Source organism: Pseudoalteromonas sp. JC28 (assembly GCF_013319255.1).
Classification (GTDB): domain Bacteria; phylum Pseudomonadota; class Gammaproteobacteria; order Enterobacterales; family Alteromonadaceae; genus Pseudoalteromonas.
Window position 1 is genome coordinate 35,356 of the sequence record NZ_QOKX01000002.1, and the last position, 21,849, is coordinate 57,204.

21 protein-coding genes are annotated in these 21,849 nt (G+C 42.8%); 12 read left to right on the forward strand and 9 right to left on the reverse strand.

What is annotated here, in order from left to right; genetic code table 11:
- Window positions 1-122: 122 nt before the first annotated feature.
- The gene (locus DS891_RS05450; protein WP_102058187.1) at window positions 123-659 is read right to left on the reverse strand and encodes a lipocalin family protein; all 537 of its coding nucleotides are present in this window, start codon (window positions 657-659) and stop codon (window positions 123-125) included.
- 173 nt (window positions 660-832) lie between these two features.
- Here DS891_RS05450 and DS891_RS05455 point away from each other — a divergent pair, with 173 nt between their 5' ends.
- Complete coding sequence (locus tag DS891_RS05455) at window positions 833-1,375, forward strand: hypothetical protein (RefSeq protein WP_174169390.1); 543 nt, start codon at window positions 833-835, stop codon at window positions 1,373-1,375.
- A 301-nt stretch (window positions 1,376-1,676) separates the two neighbouring features.
- Here the strand turns inward: DS891_RS05455 and DS891_RS05460 are convergent, their stop codons facing one another.
- The 4 genes from DS891_RS05460 to DS891_RS05475 form a co-directional block, all read right to left on the reverse strand.
- Entirely contained in the window at window positions 1,677-2,342 is a 666-nt protein-coding gene (locus DS891_RS05460) for a class I SAM-dependent methyltransferase (protein WP_010605596.1), read from the reverse strand.
- A 10-nt stretch (window positions 2,343-2,352) separates the two neighbouring features.
- The gene (locus DS891_RS05465; RefSeq protein ID WP_174169115.1) at window positions 2,353-6,012 is read right to left on the reverse strand and encodes an AAA family ATPase; all 3,660 of its coding nucleotides are present in this window, start codon (window positions 6,010-6,012) and stop codon (window positions 2,353-2,355) included.
- A 4-nt stretch (window positions 6,013-6,016) separates the two neighbouring features.
- Window positions 6,017-7,216 carry an exonuclease subunit SbcD gene (locus DS891_RS05470; RefSeq protein ID WP_010605594.1) on the reverse strand — a complete coding sequence of 400 codons (1,200 nt, stop codon included), beginning with the start codon at window positions 7,214-7,216 and terminating at the stop codon, window positions 6,017-6,019.
- Window positions 7,217-7,297: 81 nt separating this feature from the next.
- Window positions 7,298-7,537 (reverse strand): hypothetical protein, encoded by a 240-nt coding sequence (locus DS891_RS05475; RefSeq protein WP_010376069.1) that lies wholly within the window; start codon window positions 7,535-7,537, stop codon window positions 7,298-7,300.
- A gap of 459 nt (window positions 7,538-7,996) precedes the next feature.
- Between DS891_RS05475 and DS891_RS05480 the strand changes: the two genes are divergently transcribed.
- From DS891_RS05480 to DS891_RS05505, 6 genes are all read left to right on the forward strand, one after another.
- Entirely contained in the window at window positions 7,997-10,420 is a 2,424-nt protein-coding gene (locus DS891_RS05480; RefSeq protein ID WP_174169116.1) for a M1 family metallopeptidase, read from the forward strand.
- Entirely contained in the window at window positions 10,420-10,908 is a 489-nt protein-coding gene (locus DS891_RS05485; RefSeq protein ID WP_010605592.1) for a DUF6702 family protein, read from the forward strand. Before DS891_RS05480 ends, DS891_RS05485 begins: the two co-directional genes overlap by 1 nt.
- Window positions 10,909-11,019: 111 nt before the next feature.
- Complete coding sequence (locus DS891_RS05490; protein WP_174169117.1) at window positions 11,020-11,907, forward strand: hypothetical protein; 888 nt, start codon at window positions 11,020-11,022, stop codon at window positions 11,905-11,907.
- Window positions 11,908-12,185: 278 nt separating this feature from the next.
- Window positions 12,186-12,779 (forward strand): 1-acyl-sn-glycerol-3-phosphate acyltransferase, encoded by a 594-nt coding sequence (locus DS891_RS05495; RefSeq protein ID WP_174169118.1) that lies wholly within the window; start codon window positions 12,186-12,188, stop codon window positions 12,777-12,779.
- 334 nt (window positions 12,780-13,113) lie between these two features.
- On the forward strand, window positions 13,114-13,815 hold the full coding sequence (locus DS891_RS05500) for a hypothetical protein (protein WP_174169119.1): 702 nt from the start codon (window positions 13,114-13,116) through the stop codon (window positions 13,813-13,815).
- 16 nt (window positions 13,816-13,831) lie between these two features.
- Window positions 13,832-14,572 (forward strand): reprolysin-like metallopeptidase, encoded by a 741-nt coding sequence (locus tag DS891_RS05505; RefSeq protein WP_010605588.1) that lies wholly within the window; start codon window positions 13,832-13,834, stop codon window positions 14,570-14,572.
- Between the two features lie 101 nt (window positions 14,573-14,673).
- On the opposite strand, the gene DS891_RS05510 is transcribed toward DS891_RS05505, so the two are convergent.
- The gene (locus DS891_RS05510; RefSeq protein ID WP_174169120.1) at window positions 14,674-15,294 is read right to left on the reverse strand and encodes an arylesterase; all 621 of its coding nucleotides are present in this window, start codon (window positions 15,292-15,294) and stop codon (window positions 14,674-14,676) included.
- On the opposite strand from DS891_RS05510, the gene DS891_RS05515 reads away from it, so the two are divergent.
- The 3 genes from DS891_RS05515 (at window position 15,293) to DS891_RS05525 (ending at window position 19,274) form a co-directional block, all read left to right on the forward strand.
- Window positions 15,293-16,006: an ABC transporter ATP-binding protein gene (locus DS891_RS05515; RefSeq protein ID WP_010376092.1), complete on the forward strand. Its 714-nt coding sequence runs from the start codon at window positions 15,293-15,295 to the stop codon at window positions 16,004-16,006. The genes DS891_RS05510 and DS891_RS05515 overlap by 2 nt on opposite strands.
- Window positions 15,996-18,497: an ABC transporter permease gene (locus tag DS891_RS05520; protein ID WP_174169121.1), complete on the forward strand. Its 2,502-nt coding sequence runs from the start codon at window positions 15,996-15,998 to the stop codon at window positions 18,495-18,497. Before DS891_RS05515 ends, DS891_RS05520 begins: the two co-directional genes overlap by 11 nt.
- A gap of 159 nt (window positions 18,498-18,656) precedes the next feature.
- Window positions 18,657-19,274 carry an HAD family hydrolase gene (locus DS891_RS05525; RefSeq protein WP_174169122.1) on the forward strand — a complete coding sequence of 206 codons (618 nt, stop codon included), beginning with the start codon at window positions 18,657-18,659 and terminating at the stop codon, window positions 19,272-19,274.
- Between the two features lie 19 nt (window positions 19,275-19,293).
- Here the strand turns inward: DS891_RS05525 and DS891_RS05530 are convergent, their stop codons facing one another.
- Window positions 19,294-19,674: a DUF3224 domain-containing protein gene (locus DS891_RS05530; RefSeq protein WP_010605584.1), complete on the reverse strand. Its 381-nt coding sequence runs from the start codon at window positions 19,672-19,674 to the stop codon at window positions 19,294-19,296.
- Window positions 19,675-19,818: 144 nt separating this feature from the next.
- On the opposite strand from DS891_RS05530, the gene DS891_RS05535 reads away from it, so the two are divergent.
- Window positions 19,819-20,613 (forward strand): AraC family transcriptional regulator, encoded by a 795-nt coding sequence (locus DS891_RS05535; protein WP_239422309.1) that lies wholly within the window; start codon window positions 19,819-19,821, stop codon window positions 20,611-20,613.
- Between the two features lie 57 nt (window positions 20,614-20,670).
- Here the strand turns inward: DS891_RS05535 and DS891_RS24685 are convergent, their stop codons facing one another.
- Window positions 20,671-20,796, reverse strand: a complete 126-nt coding sequence (locus tag DS891_RS24685; protein WP_302480143.1) for a hypothetical protein — start codon at window positions 20,794-20,796, stop codon at window positions 20,671-20,673.
- 46 nt (window positions 20,797-20,842) lie between these two features.
- Window positions 20,843-21,517 (reverse strand): hypothetical protein, encoded by a 675-nt coding sequence (locus DS891_RS05545; RefSeq protein WP_174169124.1) that lies wholly within the window; start codon window positions 21,515-21,517, stop codon window positions 20,843-20,845.
- Window positions 21,518-21,667: 150 nt separating this feature from the next.
- Here DS891_RS05545 and DS891_RS24460 point away from each other — a divergent pair, with 150 nt between their 5' ends.
- Complete coding sequence (locus DS891_RS24460; protein WP_368032178.1) at window positions 21,668-21,796, forward strand: hypothetical protein; 129 nt, start codon at window positions 21,668-21,670, stop codon at window positions 21,794-21,796.
- Window positions 21,797-21,849 lie beyond the last annotated feature (53 nt).

The following is a 21,849-nucleotide window of genomic DNA, read 5'->3' on the forward strand; positions in this document are numbered from 1 at the left end:
GAATGATTTATTAACCATTTCCTACAGGAATAAGACACTTATACTCAACTCACATACAGCCTCCCTTCTGTTAGCAAGTTAAAATACCCATAAAAGGAACTTTAGTGTAAAGGGGGTTTACACTATTCTTTTCGAACGGTTTCGTGTCTCATATAGATAAGTTCATTGGTGTTAAAACCATATTGTTCTGACATGGTTTTAAACTTGTTCATTACAGTATCCGACACTTTAGGTGCTCTAGAAAGCAACCAAAGGTAATCACGATTGTAGCTGGTAACAAATGCATACTGGTAGTCTTCATCTAACTCGAATACCACATAACTGCCATAAAACGGACCAAAAAATGACACTTTCAGATGCGCTATTTCATCATTTGCAACAAACTTAGCTTTGCCAACCGCTTCTTTCCACTCACCTTCCTCTGTTACATATCCCTTATTTACGACTTTAATTGAACCGTCGGGATTTTGGCTATAAGTTGCCGTGACGTTCTGCATTCCTCTTTCAAATGAATGGTCTAATCGCGCGATTTCATACCAAGTGCCTGTATAGCGCTCAACATTAAAGTCTTTAACTGGTTTGATGCCCTCAGGCAGCCCTGTGCATGCTGAAACTGCAAGCACTAAAATCGCTGTGAAAAATAGCTGTCGTACTTTCATATAAGTTCTCCATATTCCATCTTGATGTCATACGTAGTAACCAAGCACTAAGATTAGTGACAGGTTTAATTTTTACCTAGTAATAACAAAATTTAATTCAGAACCTTGCCATGCCAATTTCACCTTATTTATTTTAAACTTACGTGCAAATGAATAGATCGCAGCAAAGTATGATGAATACAGCACAGAGCAAAAAAATACTAACTCATGGTTTGGGTGTAGCAACGGGTAAAGTTGCGTTTTATATTGAACATCCACCACGCATAGAACCTTATAATAATTTAATACAAGTCAGTGCGTTAGCGAGTGGGGAGATCGAACATATTAATGCGCATTGCGGCAATGGTTGGCGGAAAATCTTCAATGTTTTTGCCAAGTTTTTATTTGCTGCAAAGCTGCCAGATCACGATATTACTAACTATTCAACTTGGCAGTCATATCGAGATAGCGCGTTACTTCAAGCTTCAAGTCAAGAAGCCCTGCTCTTCTCAACGCCTGATTTTTCAGCAAAAACATACGATTGGCATATAATTGCAGGACGCACCTACGCGAAATCATTGCTTAGAGATCAGATTTTTACTAACAATCTAATTTGGCTAGGTGATGAGTTCGCCGTTGACTATAACTTGCGCCTTATCATTTCGCCATTTTTGGATTACCGCCAACTTAGTAATATAAAAATCAATAAGTTAGTAGATATAATAAGACAAAGTTAGATATTAGGCGGCAACTAAACAGCATGCTAATTCGTGCATAGATCAAACTTTTACTAAGTAAAATACTGATCTCCCTTCCGCATCATGGTCATTGAGATCAGAGTTTTACTAACTTTTTAGAAGTAAATGACCTAAGGCTTAGATAAAGCGCGGTGACGCCAGTGGCAGAGCAGCAATTGGCTTGGTATAGATCACTATTTTACTAACTTAATGTAAGCTACTTTGAAAGAGTAAGAATGGAAAGCCAAACCCGAATATGGTCTGGCTTATTTATCCGAAGCTCAGGTTATTTAGATAAAAACTACTGCTTATCTACCACAAAGCCCGCAAAGCCAAGGGCTTTAAAGAAAGGTTTGGCAATGCCAAAACCTGCGGTGTCTAGCAGCTCTGCAAGGCGCATTTTATCCACGGGGTAAAACTCATGTTCTAAATTCACCCTCATACGCTGCTCGCCAACATCAGTCAGCCCAAGTTGTTTGCAAACAATTAATTGCGCTTCACGTTCAAAGCTTGTCGCTGGTTTTTCTAAGTCGGCAATAAAAAGACGCCCATTCGACTTTAGCTGCTCACTCATTTGTTTAAACAAGCTTGCTTTATCGCCGTTATCTTTTACAAAGTGCATCACTAGCAAGCACAGTACTGCATCCGCTTGGTAGGCCTGTGGTGAAATCGCGCCATGATGGATCTGCACACGCTCCTGTAGACCCAACTTAGTAAAATGCTGATCTGCAATTGCCAACATATCAGCAGATACATCTTGCGCTATAAACCGCCAACTCGGGTTTAGCTGAGCAAGTTCTACAATTTCTTTGCCTGTCCCTGCACCCACAACCAAAATGGTTGCGCTATCTGGGTAAAGTGCTAAAAGTTGCGCCCCGGTAAGTTGGTGAATTAACGCATAACCTGGCACCAGTTTTGTGATCCTAGAGTCGTAGTTTTGGGCTTCTTCGCCCGTAAAAGTCGGCATCCAAATTTCCTTATGTTTGTGGTACTAAATTTAAAGATGAGTAGCCTCCCGGCTGTTTATTCACATGGATACGGGTGGCGATCCGCTCGCTCATCTGAGCAACATGCGAGATCACTCCAACCTTGCGGCCTTGTGATTGCAACGCGTCTAGTGCATCAATTGCGACACCTAGCGTCTCGGGGTCTAACGTACCAAACCCTTCATCAATGAATAATGAATGTATTTGCACTTTATTTGATGAAAGCGCGGCAAGTCCAAGTGCTAAAGATAAAGATACCAAGAAGGACTCTCCTCCAGATAAGGTGTTGACGCTACGTTGTTCGTCAGCCATGTCTTTATCTATGACCGCAATTTCTAAAGATTGCTCGATATTGGTAAGCAGATAACGTCTAGAAAGCGTATGCAATTGCTGGTTAGCATACTGCAATAAGATTTTTAACGTTTGTGTTTGCGCCCAATTACGCAACTTTTTGCCTGTTGCGTCGCCTAATAACTTGTCTAGCAAATGCCATTGTTCGTAGTCTTGTTGCAACTGAGCGAGATTTGCCGCTTGCAAAGAGAATTGTTGTTTATTCTGAGCATCAACCTCTAATGCACTTTGCACTTGTAGTAACTGATTTTGAGTTTGTTCAAGTGCTTGCGTCGTCTCGGCATGACTTTGCTTAACTTGTTCACTATCAACCCCATCAGGGTACTTACTTTCAAGTTGGCTGAGTTCTTCACGCTGATGACTAAGCTGCAGCTTAGTGTTTTGAAAGGCTTGTTGAACTTGCGCACACTTTTCTAAATTCGCTCGAGCTTCATCCAAAGAAACCTCAAGTAACGCTAATACTTTTACTTTGTCTAGCTGCCCTTGCTGGTCGAGCAACCATTGTTCAAAACGCGCATCAAGTTGCTGCAACCGGGATGTTTGCTCGGCAATTTGCTTTTCTAGTTGCGTCAGACTGTGTTGGGTCTTTTCACGCTGTGCTTCGGTTTGGCTCAGCGCTAGCTGGGTTTGTGTGATCTGCTCTCGGCTTTGCTGTTCTTGCAGCTTAAGCTCTGCAATCCAATCATCCAATCTGGTGTGCTGCTGTGGTAAGTATTCAGCACGTTCGCGATTGAGGCGTTCAATATTCTGCTGGTGTTGTAAAAGCGTATGTTCTAATTCTTCAAGTCGCTGCGCTTCATCTTGTTTTTGTTGACTGACAAGATGTAATTGATGCTCAAGCTGAACTTTTTCCGCCGTTAACGCATCAGTGCGCTCAGTGGTTTTTAGCCAAGTTTGCACCCCCGTTTTAAGTTGCCTAATGGCAGCTTGAGGGGATGAATCAAAGTCTTGCCACCACGACTTATCGGAAATTAACGCTTTAAGCCGATTGCGTAAGGCAGCCACTGTTTGTGATAGCTGATCATATTCGGTTCGCAAAAAGGCAATATGATTGCCTAAATCATGGTGCTGCTGCTGAAGTGCCTGCCCTTTATGTTTAGCCTGCTCGAGGTGTTGTTGTGCCTGCTGAACCAATTGCCACTGGCGGTCGATATTATTGCGTAACTTGGATAGTTCATTTAGCCGTGACTGAATACTCACAAGTTGCAATTCAGCTTGCTCAGCGCTGCCAACTTTATACTCATCACTCAACGCATCTAGTCGAGCGCGATTCTCATTTATTTGCTTAGTGCAGTGAGCAATTTCCTGAGTGACTGACTGCCATAGCGCATTTTCACGCTCTTTTTCACCGACTTGTTGATTATAACGCTGCAACACTTGCTCACGAGCTTGCTCAGCAGCTTGATACTGAGACCGAAAATCCGATAGTAACTGCTCCCAATGGGCATCGATGTGCTCTACACCATAAGGATGTTCTTTTGAGCCACATACCATGCATTCTTGCCCTGCTCGCAATTGAGCGCGTAAATCGCTGATCCGCTCACTTGCGCGTAACTGCACTTGCTCCAAGTTATCACGAGTTAGGGCTAGGCGCTGCTTAGACAACTCATCTTGCTGCTTGGTATCTCGGATCAGTATCTCAAGCCTTTCCAAGCCAATATGATGTTGAGTTTGTTGCGATCGTAGCTGATGCAGCAAGGCATCTCCTTCTTCGATACTACGATAAGCCTGCACGCATAGAGACCAATTCTGCAATGCCAGATTTAGGTCTTGTTGAGTCAAAGGTGCAAGTGCTTCTTTTAATGCGGAGAGCGCGCTGGCTTCGGTGTCGTAAACCTTTTGTAGGTGCTGTACCTCAGCCTCATGTTTGCTCAATTGTGTACCTAGCGCTTGCTGTTCGTTCGGTAATTTTTGCAACTGAACTTCATAATCATTACGTTGTTGTTGGTACTTTTGCAGATCATCGAATTGAGGTTGAACCACGTTCCATTGCCCGGCAATATTGCTAACTGAGTGCAAATTCGCTTGCTCATGCTCTAACTGCTGTAATTCAGTATCGATTTCGCCTTGTTGCACTTGATACTTCTGTATTGCAGCCTCATGTTGCGCAATAAGATTGGCGTGCTTATCTAGATAGGGCTTAGTTTCTCGTTCTTGCGCTTTGTGTAGGCTCAGTTTTTCATCCAATATACGAATGCTGTTAAAGCTTGGTTCTAACTTTACAAAATTGGCTTGCTGCGTAATAAGCTGCTGTTCCAGTTGCTGCTGTTTTGCTTTGAGCGTTGTAATGGCGGATGCAAAATCTTGTTGCTGCAGTGCTAGCCGCTCTTGAGATAGCTGCGCAACGCGTTTATCCGCCAGCTCATGCTGCTCACGGTTATCACGCATCTCATTGGCTTTTAAGACTTGCTGCGCATATTCCTGCTGTGGCTTTCTCTCTTCTATTTGCTGCTCAAGCGTTTGTAGCGAGTGTTCCACCTCAGCTATTTTTTGCTTTCTTAACTCGACATCCGCGAGCCATTGCAGCTGAGCTTGCAGCTTTGTACTTGTTTCTTGTTGTCGATTTCTTGTATCAAGCAATCCCAACTTCTGTGCTTCAAGTTCGGCTTGCTGCTCTGGTGACAAGAGCACAATTTGACCTAGCCTATCTTGCTGAGATTGCAGCTCAGTTTTCTTTTGCTTGTGCGCTTCAAAAACCGCTTTACCGATATTGCTGAACTTTTCGGTACCCGTAAGACATTCTAGTAACTGAGCCCGTTCATCTCCCCCTGCCTTCAAAAACGCGGAGAATTCATGCTGAGCAAGCAACACAGCTCGAGTAAACTGTTCAAAGTTAAGCCCGACTAGCTGTTCGATTCGTTGTTCTGTTTCTTTTTTCTTCTCACAGACTAGGGTCATATCTGGTAGGCTAAACAACTCAATAGTGGCAGTTTTTAAATTACCTTTAGGGCTTTTTCTAGCGCGCTCTACCGACCAACTAGCTTGATAACGTTTGCTATCTTGAGCAATAAAAACCACGCTAGCAGATGCCGCAACACAACCCCGACGCAATAGGTTTCGCGGGTCGTTTAACTTAATGTTATCGCCATTAAAGGCAACTTTCTCTTTGTCGTCCGATTTTAACCGTGCGGTTTTGCCATAAAATGCAAGGCAAACCGCATCCAGTAAAGTGCTTTTTCCCGCCCCTGTATCACCGGTAATGGCATAAAGACCGGTGTCTTTGAGTGGTGCCGCAGTAAAGTCGACTTCAGCACTTTCTATAGAGGCAAGGTTGGTGATTAATATTTTTTCAAGTTTCATTGCACTACTCCTCCATGCTCGCGATCACTTCTGCTAATTTTTCATGTAATGTCGCGGGTGCTTTTTCCTGCTCAGGTTCAATTTCGCGATAGGCAATATCCAACAAGGTATTGGGCGATAACGATTCAACTTTGCCCAAATCTTCAAACAACCACTCACTGGCAGCTGCGCCTTTAGACACCCGCTCAATACCACAAAACTTAATATCCTTTCCTTTTAGCGCTTCATCAATCTCGGCTCGAAAGCGGCTATTGGTTTCAGCTGCAGATAATTTTAAGCGAACATAGGGAGCGCTATCGAACTTGCTAAAATCCTGCGCCGCGATAGCTTCGCATAATTCAGCCAAGCGCTTTGCACCATCTTCAGGGATATATAACACATCTTTAAAACGGGGAACGTAAAGGGGGTTTACATCGACCAGACCTTGCTCATTAAATTCAGCGAGCAATACTTGATGCTTATAATTGCGTTCGGAAAATGACATTGGCAAAGGTGTGCCGCAGTATCTGATAGCACTTTGCTTAGCGACGGTTTGCGCTTTATGTAAATGGCCTAGCGCAACATAGTCAAACTGCTCGCCAAACACGCCGGCAGACACCGCATCAAAGCCGCCAATGTTGAGGTTACGCTCAGAATCTTCAGAAATCGTTCCACCCTTGGCGTGCAGATGCCCCATTAGCACAATAGGACCTTTCACTTCTTCTATCGTGCTTAGCGCATGCTGATAAGCTAATTGTACCCCGGTTTGATAGTCAAACTCGTCATCTAGCGGTTTTGGTAAATCAGCACTGCGCAAAAATGGCATTGCCACAACATGCATATGCTGCGCTGCGATGGGTAAATCGATAACAACTTGTTCAGGCGCTTGCTTGTTAAAGCGTCCAATAACATGGGTGTTGAATAAGGTTAAGAGTGGTTTTGCGGTTTCAATGCGATTAGCGGAATCGTGGTTGCCTGCAATCAGAATAATGTGCAGCTGAGGACACAGTTGAGATGCTTTTTGGATAAAGGTATACAGTTGCTTTTCAGCACTCGCGGGCGGTGTTGCGGTATGAAAAATATCACCGCTGATCAACAGTACATCAATTTGCTGTTCAACCAGCGCATCGCATAGCCAGTCTAAAAACAGCTGATGCTCTTCACTGCGATCATGCTCGTAAAATGATTGCCCTAAGTGCCAGTCAGACGTGTGTAAAACCTTCATTTAGCGTTCCTTTTCCTATAGAAACGCTAATATAGCATCGTCGAGCAATATTCGTCTTGTGAATATTGACGCTTTAACAGCTTAGTGAGTCAACTGCCACCAAGCAAAAATGATTATAGGTAATGCCAGTAAAAAGAATTTAGCAGGTAACTTGAAAACACGACTATGCTTATCTTGCACGCGTTTAATCGCCGATTTCTCGTTACAGGCAGCTACTTTATCAACATAAAAATAGCCGTCATCTAAATAATCTTTACAGTTTTGTTCGTCTGCAGGAATTGCAACAAACTTCTCTTGTTTTTTTAGTATGTAGAAATCCATACTGCCCACCACATTTGATTCGCTAAACGGGTATTTAGTACAGAGCAAAACTAACGCCAGTTTTACCCATAGATTGTAAAGTGCGCGATTTTAAAGACAAACTTGGGTCAATATCAACAACTAATTTTGTTTTCTTTATTTATTTATAAAATGTAGACAATAACCCAGCAAAATACCTTTTTGGCATACAAATTAATTTTTTTGAGCATTGTATTTTTTCTATCAAAAACAACAGATTAAAAAACACTCAAAACAGCGTAATTTCAGTCGTGCCTAAATCTTGTTACTTTATCTCAAAACTTTGATTTATGTGTTTTTATTTGTCAGTTTATTGACACGTAGAAGGTTTTATTTGTCTTCCTTTGTCACCATGCAAATCCCCTCTACTCACTCCGAGCAAAAACTGAAATAAAAATGTTTATTGGTCAATGCTTTGGCACGATAAAATGGGAAATAACAATGAAAAAATCAACACCAGCCATGCCTTTATTGGTTGCACTAGCGCTATCCGGTGTCGCACACGCCAGCGCCATTTCGCAAACCAAAGGGCATTTTGAAGATAAGTTTCGCCAATTAGATGAGACTTTACCGACCCCAAATATCTACCGCAGCGCAGCCGGTGAGCCCGGAGAGCGTTATTGGCAACAAAAGGTGGATTATGATATTGATGTAAACTTGGACGAGAAAGCCAAAAGGTTAACCGCTACGCAGACCATACATTACAAAAATAACTCTCCTCACACCCTCAAATATTTATGGCTACAATTAGACCAAAATATCTTCAAAAATGATTCAATTGCTGAACGCACTGCAACTTTTGGGAACGAATTACAGAGTAATCCGGTTACAAAACATGCAAAAATTTCACTAAATCAACTCAGACGCCAGCAGTTTATGGATGACACTGAGCTTGGTTTTATCATCAATAATGTCAAGGACGGTCGCGGTAAACCGCTCAAGGTCACGATTGTTGATACCATGATGCGTGTTGACCTAAACGAACCACTCAAATCAGGTAAAGATCTACAATTTAGTATGGACTTCGCCTTTAATATTGTTGAAGAAGATGCCGTTGGCGCACGTTCGGGTTATGAGCACTTTGAAAAAGACGGTAATGACATCTTTTTGCTCGCGCAATGGTTCCCTCGCCTAACGGCGTATACAGATTATGAAGCTTGGACCAACAAGGCGTTTCTTGGCAGTGGTGAATTCACGCTCGAGTTTGGTGACTACGACGTTGAAATCACGGTGCCGGCCGATCATATCGTTTCTGCAACCGGTGAGTTAGATAACCCAAAGCAAGTTCTGAGCAAAACCCAGCGTGACAGACTAGCGCAAGCAAAAACAGCAAAACGCCCGGTATTCGTCGTTACTGAAGAAGAAGCACTAGAGAACGAAAAAGCGGGTACAGACGACACCAAAACGTGGCGCTTTAAGGCCAAGAATGTGCGAGATTTTGCTTGGGCTTCATCACGTAAATTTATGTGGGATGCTAAAGGCTATCAGCAAGGTGGTGACGAGCAGCCTCTCGTGATGGCCATGTCATTTTTCCCCAAAGAGGGGGGTGACTTGTGGAAAAAGTACTCCACCGAAGCCGTTATTCATACAATGGAAGTCTATTCACGCTTCTCGTTTGATTACCCCTATCCAACCGCGCAATCAGTAAATGGTCCTGTCGGTGGGATGGAATATCCGATGATCACTTTCAATGGTCCGCGTACGAAATTGCAAGATGATGGCTCTCGCACCTATTCACTGGCCGAGAAACGTTTTTTAATCGGCGTTGTCATTCACGAAGTAGGGCACATCTACTTCCCTATGATAGTCAACTCAGACGAGCGCCAGTGGACATGGATGGATGAGGGCCTCAATAGCTTTTTAGATGGCGTTGCTGGCCGCGAATGGGATCCCACCATTCCTTGGGGCGTTGAGCCAAGAGATGTTGCTGCCTACATGAAATCTGAAGATCAGTCTCCAATCATGACGCAATCAGACAGCGTATTGCACTTAGGCCCAAATGCCTACACGAAACCTGCTGCAGCGCTTAATATTCTGCGCGAGGTGATTTTAGGCCGTGAGCTATTCGATTTTGCATTTAAAGAATATGCCCTACGCTGGAAATATAAACGCCCAACGCCAGCTGATTTCTTTAGAACGATGGAGGAAGCTTCTGGGGTCGATTTAGATTGGTTCTGGCGTGGCTGGTTTTACAGCACTGATCATGTCGATATCTCACTAGATAAAATCTATCAATTGCGGTTGGACACCAAAAACCCAGACATCGACTTTGGTCGCCTACGTGAGTTTGAAAAGAACAAACCAATGTCGTTATTCGTCAAACGCAATCAAGAACAAGGGCGCGCACTTTGGATTGATAAAAACCAAGACATAACAGACTTTTACGATAATAATGACCAGTTTACGGTAACCAATGAAGAACGAAATGAGTATCGTGAGTTTTTATCTGAGCTTAAACCTTGGGAAAAACGTACTCTTGAGCGTGCGGTAAAAGAAGACAAAAACTATTACGTACTTAAGTTTAGTAATGTCGGTGGACTCGTGATGCCAATCTTACTTGAGCTCACGTACCAAGATGGTAGCAAAGAAGAGCGGACTATCCCTGCCGAGATTTGGCGTCGCAATGCCCGTAACGTCAGCAAGCTAATTATTACAGATAAAGATAAACCGCTTGCGTCCGTGACCGTTGACCCGCGGTGGGAAACTGCTGACGTTGATATTGAGAATAACCATTACCCAAGACGCATTATAGAATCTCGCCTAGAGCTCTATAAAAAGAAAGAACGTGAAGGTAAAGTGTATCGCGATATCATGCAAGACGTTAAAGCCGAGCTAAAACCACTTGAAGAGAAAAAGGATAACTAATGAAAACCTGGCGCTTAGCCTGTTTATTTGTGCTGATTTCACCGCTTTGTCAAGCGCACCAATTAAAAGCAGCGGTCACCACGGTGTTATTTAACGAACGCAGTGGTAATATCGAAATCATGCACAGATTCTATCTCCATGATACTGAGCATGCGGTAGAGAGCCTATTTAGTCACAATGCCGATATATTTAACAATGTTGCTGATAGAGTAAGCTTTGCGAATTATGTCAGTAAGCGCGTTGAATTAAAAACAGGCGCAGGTAAAGTGCTGCCCTTAAATTTGGTTGGTGCGGAAATTGATGGCCAATTTTTTTGGGTATATCAAGAAACACCGCTGTTCTCACCAATAAATGAACTTAAAATGCGCCATAATGCACTCAGAGATGTGTGGTCAGAACAAGTCAATTTAGTAAACTTTGAAGGCAAAGGAAAAGTCAGGTCGTTGCACTTTGATGGTAATGATGATTGGCTAAGCGTCACGTTTTAGGTTATCTAACTCGCTAAAGTTAAAAGGCACTCCGGTGCCTTTTTTACTTTATCAACTCAAGTTCTGCGCTAAAGTTAAAGAATACTTTTTAATGCACGATGAGGAAAAGGAATGATAGCCTCAATAAAGCTGGTGTTGACCTACATATTACTGACGTCATTTAGCGTCTGTGCAAACGATTTAGTGCGCTATAACATCTCTAAAGAATTTGCAGATCCAAAACAAGACTACTACATCGCGTTATTAAGGCTGGCTCTAAATAAGAGCCGCGATAAATATGGCGCTTACCAACTCAGTGAAAACTCTTTCGATCATACCCCTCAAGGACGCACCTTAGAAATTTTGGAGCAAGGGAAGCTTTTAGATGTTCACTGGAGTATGACATCCATCAAAAGAGAAAAGAGTTTAGCGACGGTATATGTGCCGCTACTAAAAGGAATGATGGGCGCGCGTTTATTTCTCATCCACAAAGATACCGAAGAAAGACTCTCTTTGCTTCACTCTCCCGCCCAATTAATGAGTTTCACGCTTGGTAGTGGTATCGACTGGCCCGATACTTCAATCTACGAAAAAAATGGCTTTGTTGTAGTCACTAGCATGGCTTCTTTGCTACCAAAGATGTTAGAAGAAAAACGCTTTGAGCTCTTCCCTCGCGCACTTCACGAACCATGGACAGAGTTACAAAGCATGGATAGCACAGTAGTAGAGTCTAGGTTCGCGTTTTGTTATCCCACTGCTATGTACTTTTTCGTCAATAAAAATAATAGTCGACTCAAGGAACGCCTTAGCTATGGCCTCAACAAAGCAATAGAAGACGGCTCATTTGATAGACTATTTTTCAATCATCCAATTACTCGTGAAGCCATTGCAAAAGCCAAATTTGAGGATAGGAAAGCTTTAAAACTTCAAAACCCAAACTTGAGTGGTCACACAAGGGATACCCTGTTTAACGCCAAATATACTTGGCAACCTATCCACCAGTGCATATCGCCCAACTAGGCCCAGTCCAGCGTGATAAGCTACTGACACTTGAATTATCGGCTTTGGTTAATTAATTTGGGATTGGTATGTGTAAGTAAGGGATATCTAGTTTTTTGTAGATTTATCAGCCTAATCAGTAATTCGTTTTATACGATAACATCGCACACCAGCGCTTAGTGCCTAAGCCCTGTTTATCTTTCAAGTTTGTTTTTGCAGCAACGGTCAACAGGCCCTAGAACTTTCAGCTAGAATGAATTCACCACCAACAAATAACACAAATAAAGAAGGCCATTACCTTGATCAATATTCCACCCAATGTCCCACGCTCAAACAGCCCGATTGGTCGAAAGCTTGGTAGCTTGATGCTTAAGATGATGGGATGGAAGATAGCTGGCACCTTCCCAAGTGAAGAAAAGTTTGTAGCAGCCGTCGCGCCGCATACGTCAAACTGGGACTTTTTTATTGGCATTGCTGTCAAGCTTGCACTTGATGTTGAAATTCGCTTTTTAGGCAAGCACACCATTTTTACCCCACCATTTGGCTGGTTATTACGCAAATGGGGTGGAATTCCGGTTAGGCGAGATACACCGCATGGTATGGTCACGCAGGTTCGCGATATTTTTAATGCCAGCGACAAATTGATTTTGGGCTTAGCTCCAGAAGGAACTCGTAAATACACTCCAGAATGGAAAAAAGGCTTCATCTACATTGCGCAATCCGCCGAAGTCCCTATTGTGCCTATGGCAATAGACTACCGCAGTAAAACTTTTGTTATTATGCCAGCGATCGACAATACAGCAGAGCTCACGCCAGATCAGTTACTTAACCAAGTCAAACTACAATTTTCAAAACAAATGGCAAAATACCCTGCACACGCATCAGGACTATGAATAAAAATATCGATGAAGATCAAAAAGATTAAATTGAAAAACCATTATTTCAGACAAAAAATAATAAAACTATCAGCTATTTCAAAAAATAAAGCTAATCCAATCAAACACTTTGAAACAGCACACTTTGATTACATTAGCTTGACAATTACAAGCCATAACACACTTAACACGCTCACATTGTAAAGATTTGTTAATGACATTTATACATATATATCATGAAGATATTTAATTTTAACCATCATCAATGAAAACATTCAGTAAATTAAAAGTTGATAAGAAGACCGCATCATGAATAGTATTTCACTACTTATTAACGTCATCGTGGTGAATTATGCGAGTGCTCATTGTTGCATTACTTATTGGTTTTATTGGAATTGCCTTTTGGAAAATGATGCCAGAAGCTCAACCTTCACAGGTAAATTTAATTCAAGCTTCACACAACTTAGAAACTGCTAACCAGGCAACTCCAAAGCATGAGACGCTTGAATCGAGCCCTGAGCAGGTCACCCCTACAGCGACGCCAATACAAAAGGGCAATGACTTTTACGCTGTGAATAAGGTATCAAATAAAGCAAAAGCAGTGCTTTCAGCCGCAAAGGTTTTACCACAAGATTTAAGCAACGAAGCGTATATTGAGTTTGACTTACCTACACTAAGAGAATTAGAAGGCGGTGATAACTTTGAATTGTTAATTCCGCAAACACAAGAGTCATTTGTAGCAGAAGTGACAGGCATATCTTTAGCGGAAAACGGCGATAAAAGTGTTTTTGGTAAGGTAACCGGTGCTGATGGTCGTTTCCATACCACCGTTTTAACCGTAGGCAAAGACGCCGTATATGGTCAACTTACCGCCCCAAGTGGCAACTATGTATTTGAATCAAAAGATCAATTTGGCTGGATTGCTGCCAAGCGAGACTTATACCGCTCCCACAAAGAAGAAGAACTACATCCGCATGATAGCCATGACGAAACAGACCATAACTCAGTTTCTGTGAAGAAAGATATTTTTCAACCCAAAAGTAACGTTAACTAAAAAGAAAGGAAAAACAATGAAAACAACAGTAAAGGCAGCATCGCTGGCAACGGCACTCGCTCTATCTGCAAGCGCATCAGCAGTAACCGTCGATATCGGCATTCTTTATACCGATCAATCTGCGGCTGCTACGTCAAACATTAATACTAAAATCAATCAGCTGATTGCGTTTACAAACCAAGTTTACAGCCAAAATGGCATCGATCTGCAACTACGTCTTGCAGGTACACAAAACTTAGGTAACTACAACATCACACCAACGAGTGCTTGGTTAGATTCTGTGACTAACAGTAGCTATGTAGCTAACCTTCGTAATACTTGGCGTGCAGATATGGTTGCGGTACTTGGTACAGGTGAGCGCAATGGTAACTACATCACATGTGGTCTAGCTTGGGTAGGTCAAGGTAGCAATGGCAACCTATATTCAAGCATGAGCAACCGTATGTTCAGCATTACAGGTATCGATTGTGGTGCAACAACCTTTGTACATGAGCTTGGTCACAACCAAGGTCTAGCGCATTCACGCAAACAAGGTGACACCAGCGGTGGTGTATACGTTGATGGCATGGGCCACGGTGTACAAGACAACTTCGCTAGTATCATGGCTTATCCACATGTATTTGGTAATGCAACACAATACGACTACTTTGCAAACCCGAACTGGTCTCTTGGCGGCGTGCCTTATGGTGTAGTTGGTCAATCATATGCTTGGAAAACGGTAGATGCGACTAAAACGAGTATCGCAAACTTCAAGTAATCGCAATGTAGTTAATTAAGCACTACTGCAATAAGTTAAACTTTCAAACTAAAACACACCCAAACCCGCGCTCTTAGCGGGTTTTTTTATGCTTTGTATGCTTATTTTTCCAGCCATTGATTGATTTCTTGATACATAAAGTCGCGGATTAGAGGTTGCGCTTCTTTGTTGGGGTGTAAGTTATCGCTTTGCATTAATTCCGGTTTGGCCGCCACTTCTAGCATAAAGTAGGGCATTAGGTAGCTACCGGTTTGCTCTGTCACTTGTTGGTAGCTCTCGGTAAACATACTGGTATAGCGAGGACCTAAATTAGGGGGGATTTGGATTTCCATTACGGCAACGTTGGCGCCTGCTTGTTGGCTAGATTGCACCAGCAGTGTGAGATTTGCCTTTAACCTTTTTACAGGAAATCCGCGTAGGCCATCATTACCACCCAATTCGATTAATACATGAGTAGGCGCAATCGCTTTCAATTGCTGATTTATTTTTGCCACAGCATTACCTGTTGTTTGACCGCTAACGCTAACATTGATAATTTCGATCGGATTTTGTTCTATTTCGTATTTATTTTGTAACAATTTAACCCAACCATCATCTTGTTTCAGGCCATAAGCGGCGCTTAAGCTATCACCAACTATCATGAGTTTTTGCTTGGCATTTGCGCTTAACGGCGTCATTACAATAACAAGTATGAACAACAACTTTAGGAAATAGTACTTCATGTCAGTGCTTTCTCAGTTAAATATGATCCAAGTAAAAGGCCTTACTAAACAGGTCTCTACCGTTGAAGGTAATCTCACTATCCTTAGTGATATCGATTTCACTGTCAAGTCAGGTGAGTCCGTGGCTATCGTTGGCGCTTCAGGCTCAGGTAAGTCAACCTTACTTAGTTTGCTTGCCGGATTAGATATCGCATCCAAAGGAGAAGTTCATTTAGATGGCGAATCATTACAAAAAATGGATGAAGAAGCTCGAGCTCAACTGCGAGCAGAAAAAGTCGGCTTCGTATTTCAGTCATTTATGTTAGTGCAAAGCTTAACAGCACTTGAAAATGTGATGCTTCCTGCTGAATTAGCTGGGGACAAAGGTGCAAAAAATCAAGCGACAGAGTTATTAGAAAAAGTTGGCTTGTCTCATCGTCTAACGCACTATCCTTCACAACTTTCGGGTGGCGAACAGCAACGAGTGGCTATAGCCAGAGCCTTTGTTGGCAAACCCAAAATCCTATTCGCCGACGAACCATCGGCTAATTTAGACAGCAAGAACGGCCATCTTATCGAGCGTTTGCTGTTTGACCTAAACAAAGAGAATGGCACCACTTTGGTGCTTGTTACCCATGATGAGCAACTCGCTCAACAGTGTGATCGCATCATTCATATTGAAGCTGGAAAACTAGAAGTAATAAAACAAGGAGCGGCTGTCAATGTGGTTTAAGTTAGCACTTACTTTATTCTCTAGGGAATTTAGACGAGGCGAGCTCACCATCATCCTAGCTGCAATTGCGCTTGCAGTATTGACTGTGTTTAGCTTGTCTTCCATTACCGAGCGGATCCGTTTGAATCTAGAACAAAAATCCGCAGACTTTATCGCTGCTGACAGGCGGCTTTCGAGCAACCATGATTTCGACGACCGAGTACTGACCACAGCACGAGAGTTTGGCTTAAATACCGCCAAGCAAGTGTATTTTGACTCGATGTTATTTGCCAACGATGAGTTAATACTTGGCGCGCTAAAAGCGGTGACAGATACATATCCACTTAGAGGTAAACTTACTTTAAGAGATAGCCTTAATGGCGAGAATTACCAAGTTCAAGCCGCTCCGAAAAAGGGCAATGTATGGCTCAGCGAAGGCTTGTTTTATTCCCTTGACCTTAAAATTGGCGATGTGGTAGAAATAGGGGCAGGGCAGTTTACAGTGAGTAAGGTGCTTATTAGCGAGCCTGATGCCCCTTTCTTCTCGCTGGCGGGGAACAAACGCGTCCTTATTAATCATGATGATATTGCGGTGACTAAAGCCATTCAACCCGGGAGCCGAGTATTCTACCGACTATTATTTTCGGGCTCAGAGCAGCAGCTGGGAGAGTACTACACTTGGCTCAAGCCACAACTCAAAAGCAACCAATCTTGGCAGGGAATAAAAGACAGGCAATCACCTTTGGGTGAAAACTTAGCTCGCTCGGAGAGCTTTTTGCTCCTTGCTGGACTATTTGGGATCATGCTCGCTGCCGTAGCGATGGCGGTTTCTGCAAAGCGCTACTGTGAGCGCCAATATGATCCCGTCGCCATGATGAAAACGCTCGGTGGTAGTCGCAAAACCATCCGCCGTATTTATCTTTTACACCTTTCTTTAGTGACCTTTTTTTCCGTTGTAGTCGGTCTTGCTATCGGTTACGGGCTGCAAAGTGTTGGGGCCGCTTACCTGATTAACTTTATGGATACGGCCCTGCCTGAAGCAGGGTTTAGGCCTTGGCTGTTGAGCATTGCCGTGGGTGTGGTATGCGCAATGATGTTTTCATTAAAACCACTATTAGATTTATTTGATATCCCGCCGCTGCGCGTCCTAAGACGCAACCTTGGAGACACCATCGCGATTAGTCGAATTCATATGGCGCTTTCAGTGTTAACTATTTTTGGGTTAATGTGGCTATTTAGTCGCGATATTAAGATCACCGCGATTTTATTCGGCGCAACCTTGCTACTCATGGCCGTGCTATACGTGATCTCACGACTATTATTTTCAGCGGGCAGAAAACTCGGGTTGAGCCCGGGCTCAAGTTGGTCTCTTGCCATTGCCACACTGCAAAAACGTGCCAATGCAAATGCGGTACAGCTTATTAGCTTTGCTCTGGCTATCAAATTAATGTTGTTTTTAGTGGTGCTGAAAAATGACATGATCTCAGATTGGCAGATGCAAGTGCCTGAAGACGCACCCAATGCATTTTTTATCAATATAATGGAACAAGAAATTCAGCCAATGCAAAGCAAACTTGATGAAAGTGGCATCAAGCATGAACATTTTTATCCCGTCTTTTTGGGTCGTGTAAATGCGCTAAATGGCGAAGAGTTTGCACGCAGGGTCTCACTGCAAGAGGGTGAAGAAAAAGACGAAGATGCACGTGATGGGGTAGGGCGCGAGCTCAATCTTACTTGGTTAGATGAATTGCCAGCGGGTAATGAAGTAGTCGATGGCGAGTGGTTTGATGACTCTGATGCGCTTCAAGTTTCCGTCGCTCAAGGGCTTGCCGAGCGGGTAGGGATAAAAGTGGGGGACACGCTTAGCTTCCTAATCAATAGTCAAACAATTGAAGCCAAAGTGACGAGTTTACGTAGTGTCAATTGGGGCTCGCTGAAACCTAACTTTGTGATGATATTCAACGATAAAATCGCCGGCCAATTCCCTGTGACTTACTTTACTGCCGCCAAGCTTGAAATAGCAGACACTAAGGTTATTAGTCAGTTTTTGAAAGCGTATCCAACAATTAGTATGATCGACATTCAGAGCCAGCTCAAACAGGCACAATCGATGATTTCTCAAGTCTCACTGGCGATTAGCTTTGTACTTAGTATCGTGCTTATCAGCGGTTCTTTGGTGCTCATTTCTCAGGTTCAGGCAAGCCTTGCCGAACGTATGCAGGAAATCGTTATCTTGCGCACACTCGGTGCCAAAGGTCGTTTGATAAAACTCGCCACGCTTTATGAATTTTTATTACTTGGCGGATTAGCAGGACTGGTAGCTGCCGTGGTCAGTGACATTGCACTGTTGGTGATCCAAGTTCAAACATTCGATGTGGATGGCCGCTTGCACCCCTATATTTGGCTATTAGGGCCTGCAACTGGCGCAACATTCGTCGCTGTGATTGGTTACTTTATGGTGGCGAACACGATGAAACAAAACACGCAAGGGCTACTACGCAAACTCGCATAAAACTTCGAAAAGACTAAAAAGTGGCTCACCGTTACCATCAGTGAGCCACTCATCTCGCAAAAGCAAAACTCCATCGTCTTGATCTTTACAAACTTCAATTACGTACCTACCTTTAAGTAGGGCTGCGCAGTACACATGCGAAACCAAAGGATATTAAAAATGGATAGGATACCGGTTAAAGGCATTATTTTTGACCTAGATGGCACACTAGTGACATCTGAACTCGACTTCTCACTTATTCGGGCGCAAATTGGCTGTCCGGTAGGGCAAGACTTACTCAGTTTTATCAGTACATTGCCTTCACCTTACATGCGTGAAGAGGCTATGAACATCGTCCACCAACATGAATTATGTGACGCACAGCACTGTGAAGTTATTCCTGGGGTTAAGGAGTCTGTTGCGCACCTTTCGAGAATGGGGGTCCCGCTTGCCGTTGTGACCAGAAACTTTGCAAAAGCGGCGCGATTGAAGCTTAAAATAGCGGGATTGCCAATTCCATTGATTTTAACGAGGGACGATGCGCCAGCCAAACCAGACCCAGCCGCGCTGCTGCAAGTTGCTCAGACCTGGCAAGTGCCACCTTATCAATGTGTTTATGTTGGCGATTACCTCTACGATATAGAGGCGGCACATAACGCCAACATGCCGTCATGCTTGTTTGCCCCTAATGACAAACCTCACTACGCAGAGCAAGCAGATGTTGTCATTAGTCACTTTGCGGAGTTAGTGGATGCGCTGTACACGCTAGACATAAGAAGACACCGCTACTTAGCCTAGCGCGATAACATTGAAGCTATCAGTTATGTGTTATTTGGTAGTTTGCCTTTTTTCCCTCAGTCGACTCAAACGACCCTTTATCACCCACGGCAATAGCATCAACATCGCTTTGTACCACTGTAAAATTACTATGTGCTTTACCGTGCTTAAAACGACCATCGTGCATCAATACAACCTTGCCTTGTTGCCCAGAAAAGCACCCGATTACTGCTTCAAAGCCATTAAACTCAACATCTCCTTCTTCGGCATAGTGAAGCTGATAATATACTTCGCTACTGCCTTCAATTTCGCCTTCGTAACTGAGGCTCACCACGGCTTTGGAGAGTTTGGCACCATCATCAAATTGTTTTTCTGTGGTTTCTTGCCAATTGATAATTTCGTACACACCTGTTAGTTGCATCGCATTTCCCTTAATTTTATAGTAAAAGAGTTTGATCTTGCTCTGCAGTTTTATGCAGCTTGTTTTAAATCTAGCACGCAATTTAAAATTGGTATTGTAAAAACGCGACAACAAACAATGAGTTCTATCCATAACAAGGCAGCGATGAAATCTAACCTTAGTCCAGTCACCGGTGTACTCCACCAACAACAAAGCGCGCCAAACTACCAGCTTAGACGGTATTTCCCATGCACAGAGTTAAAAGGTCTTGTCGAGCAATTTTGGTTTGTCGACTGGTGTTTGCCGGATAATAAAACCCATACACAACGAAACTTACCAGATCCCAACTTTCATTTACTGCTAAGTACCGATGAGATAAAAATTATTGGCCCTGTAAGCAAAGTATACGATTACACAATGCATGGAAAAGGGCAGCTCTTGGGGGTTAAATTTAGGGTCGGTGCCCTAGTAGAACAATTTGATATCACTCCTTTGGCATGTGTCGATAAAACCTTTTCTTTGCAGCATCTTTGCGATATGCCATCGAGTTCGCTTGTTTCTTCATTAACCATGGCAAGTGATGATGCAGAGCGGGTAAAAGTGCTATCACAATTTTTAATGTCGTTTACACTCCCTCAAAGCACAGGTGCTGCTATGGCCGAAGGTATTCTCAACACCTTGCAAGATCACAGCGATATTTTTACGGTTGAGCAACTTGCCAAACAATGCGACATGCCAATACGACAAATACAAAGGCTTTGCCAACACTACATCGGTTTTAGTCCTAAATGGCTAATTCGAAAGTACCGCTTGCACCAAGCACTTGCACTGCTTGAATCCAATGCGACTACAATGGCAGACATTGTTGCTCAGTTGAACTATACCGATCAGTCACATCTTATTAGAGATTTTAAAGAAATAATCGGTACCACTCCCAATCGTTATCTCAAGCGTCCCTAACAGGTACTTTGCCTATTGTGTTGTAATGCCCCTTTACAACACCACAACGCAATGACATTAAGCCTCAATCGCTTTACAAATTAGTGCAATTGTACCGTTTGTCATCGAGACATTTAACGCTTCTCTATCTGGGTGACACTCCATTGCAAGTGCAAAACCATGTAGATAAAGCATGCACTGCATAAATAATTTCATACAATGCATGTAAAAGAGGAGCTATCAACTGAAGTTAGTTAGGTGTTGGTGAAGGAGCACAAATACCACCTGGTGAACAGGTAATAAGTGGCCCCTCAGACCAAGCACCACTAAAGTCATTATATTTCCATTCTTGGCTGGTATTCGAATCAACAAAGCTCACTTTAAACCTACTATACGGTGCAATTCCTGAACTCGACGCCACAGAGTATACAGCCAACGATGTACCAAGGCTACCACCACCAAATCGCTGAATTTTTTTCGCTGTTACAACGATCGTCTCAATCTTTTTTTTGTCTGATTTAGATTCAGATGTATATTGAAATTCAGCATCTGTGAAACTTTGTTGTAACTGAAATGCTCCCGCAGGTAACTCCAATTCTGCAGTTAGCTGCTCTGTTCTGCTTAGAATAAGCTGCTGATACTCCTCCACTAACCACTGAGGAATTTTTTCTCCACGACTTCCGTATTCCATTATACGTAATACTGTTGGATCTTGGAGAAGCGGTACCTCAGGCTTTTGAGTTGAAACTCCACTCCGACTTTGATTTATATACGTTGATAGCTGGTGAAACTGTTCCATTGACAAATCAAGTTGACTTGCATTTTGACGAATAGAATCAATCTTAGATTGGATAATATCAGATTCATTTTCAACTGCAATTGTTGAAAATGAGCTTAATAATATTGGTATGATCACTTTATACATAGTACATTCCTTTTAAATGATTCGAAACAAATGTAACCAAAAGGGAAACTAAATGCAACATAAAAAATCCACCTTTGAGTATCGCTTGTACGGGGTGAACTGACAGATATCGCCGAACAACTGGCTCAGCAGGGCTTTAAAAATCTTTACATTGATGGCGGAAAAACCATACAAAGCTTTCTTCAACAAGATCTCATTGATGAGCTAATTATCACGACCATTCCAACTATATTTAGGTGGCGGAATACCTTTATTCGGAAAATTAAACGAACCGCTTAAATTTAGACATGTGAATGCTGTGAGATATTTAGATTGCGTGGTAAAAAAGTACT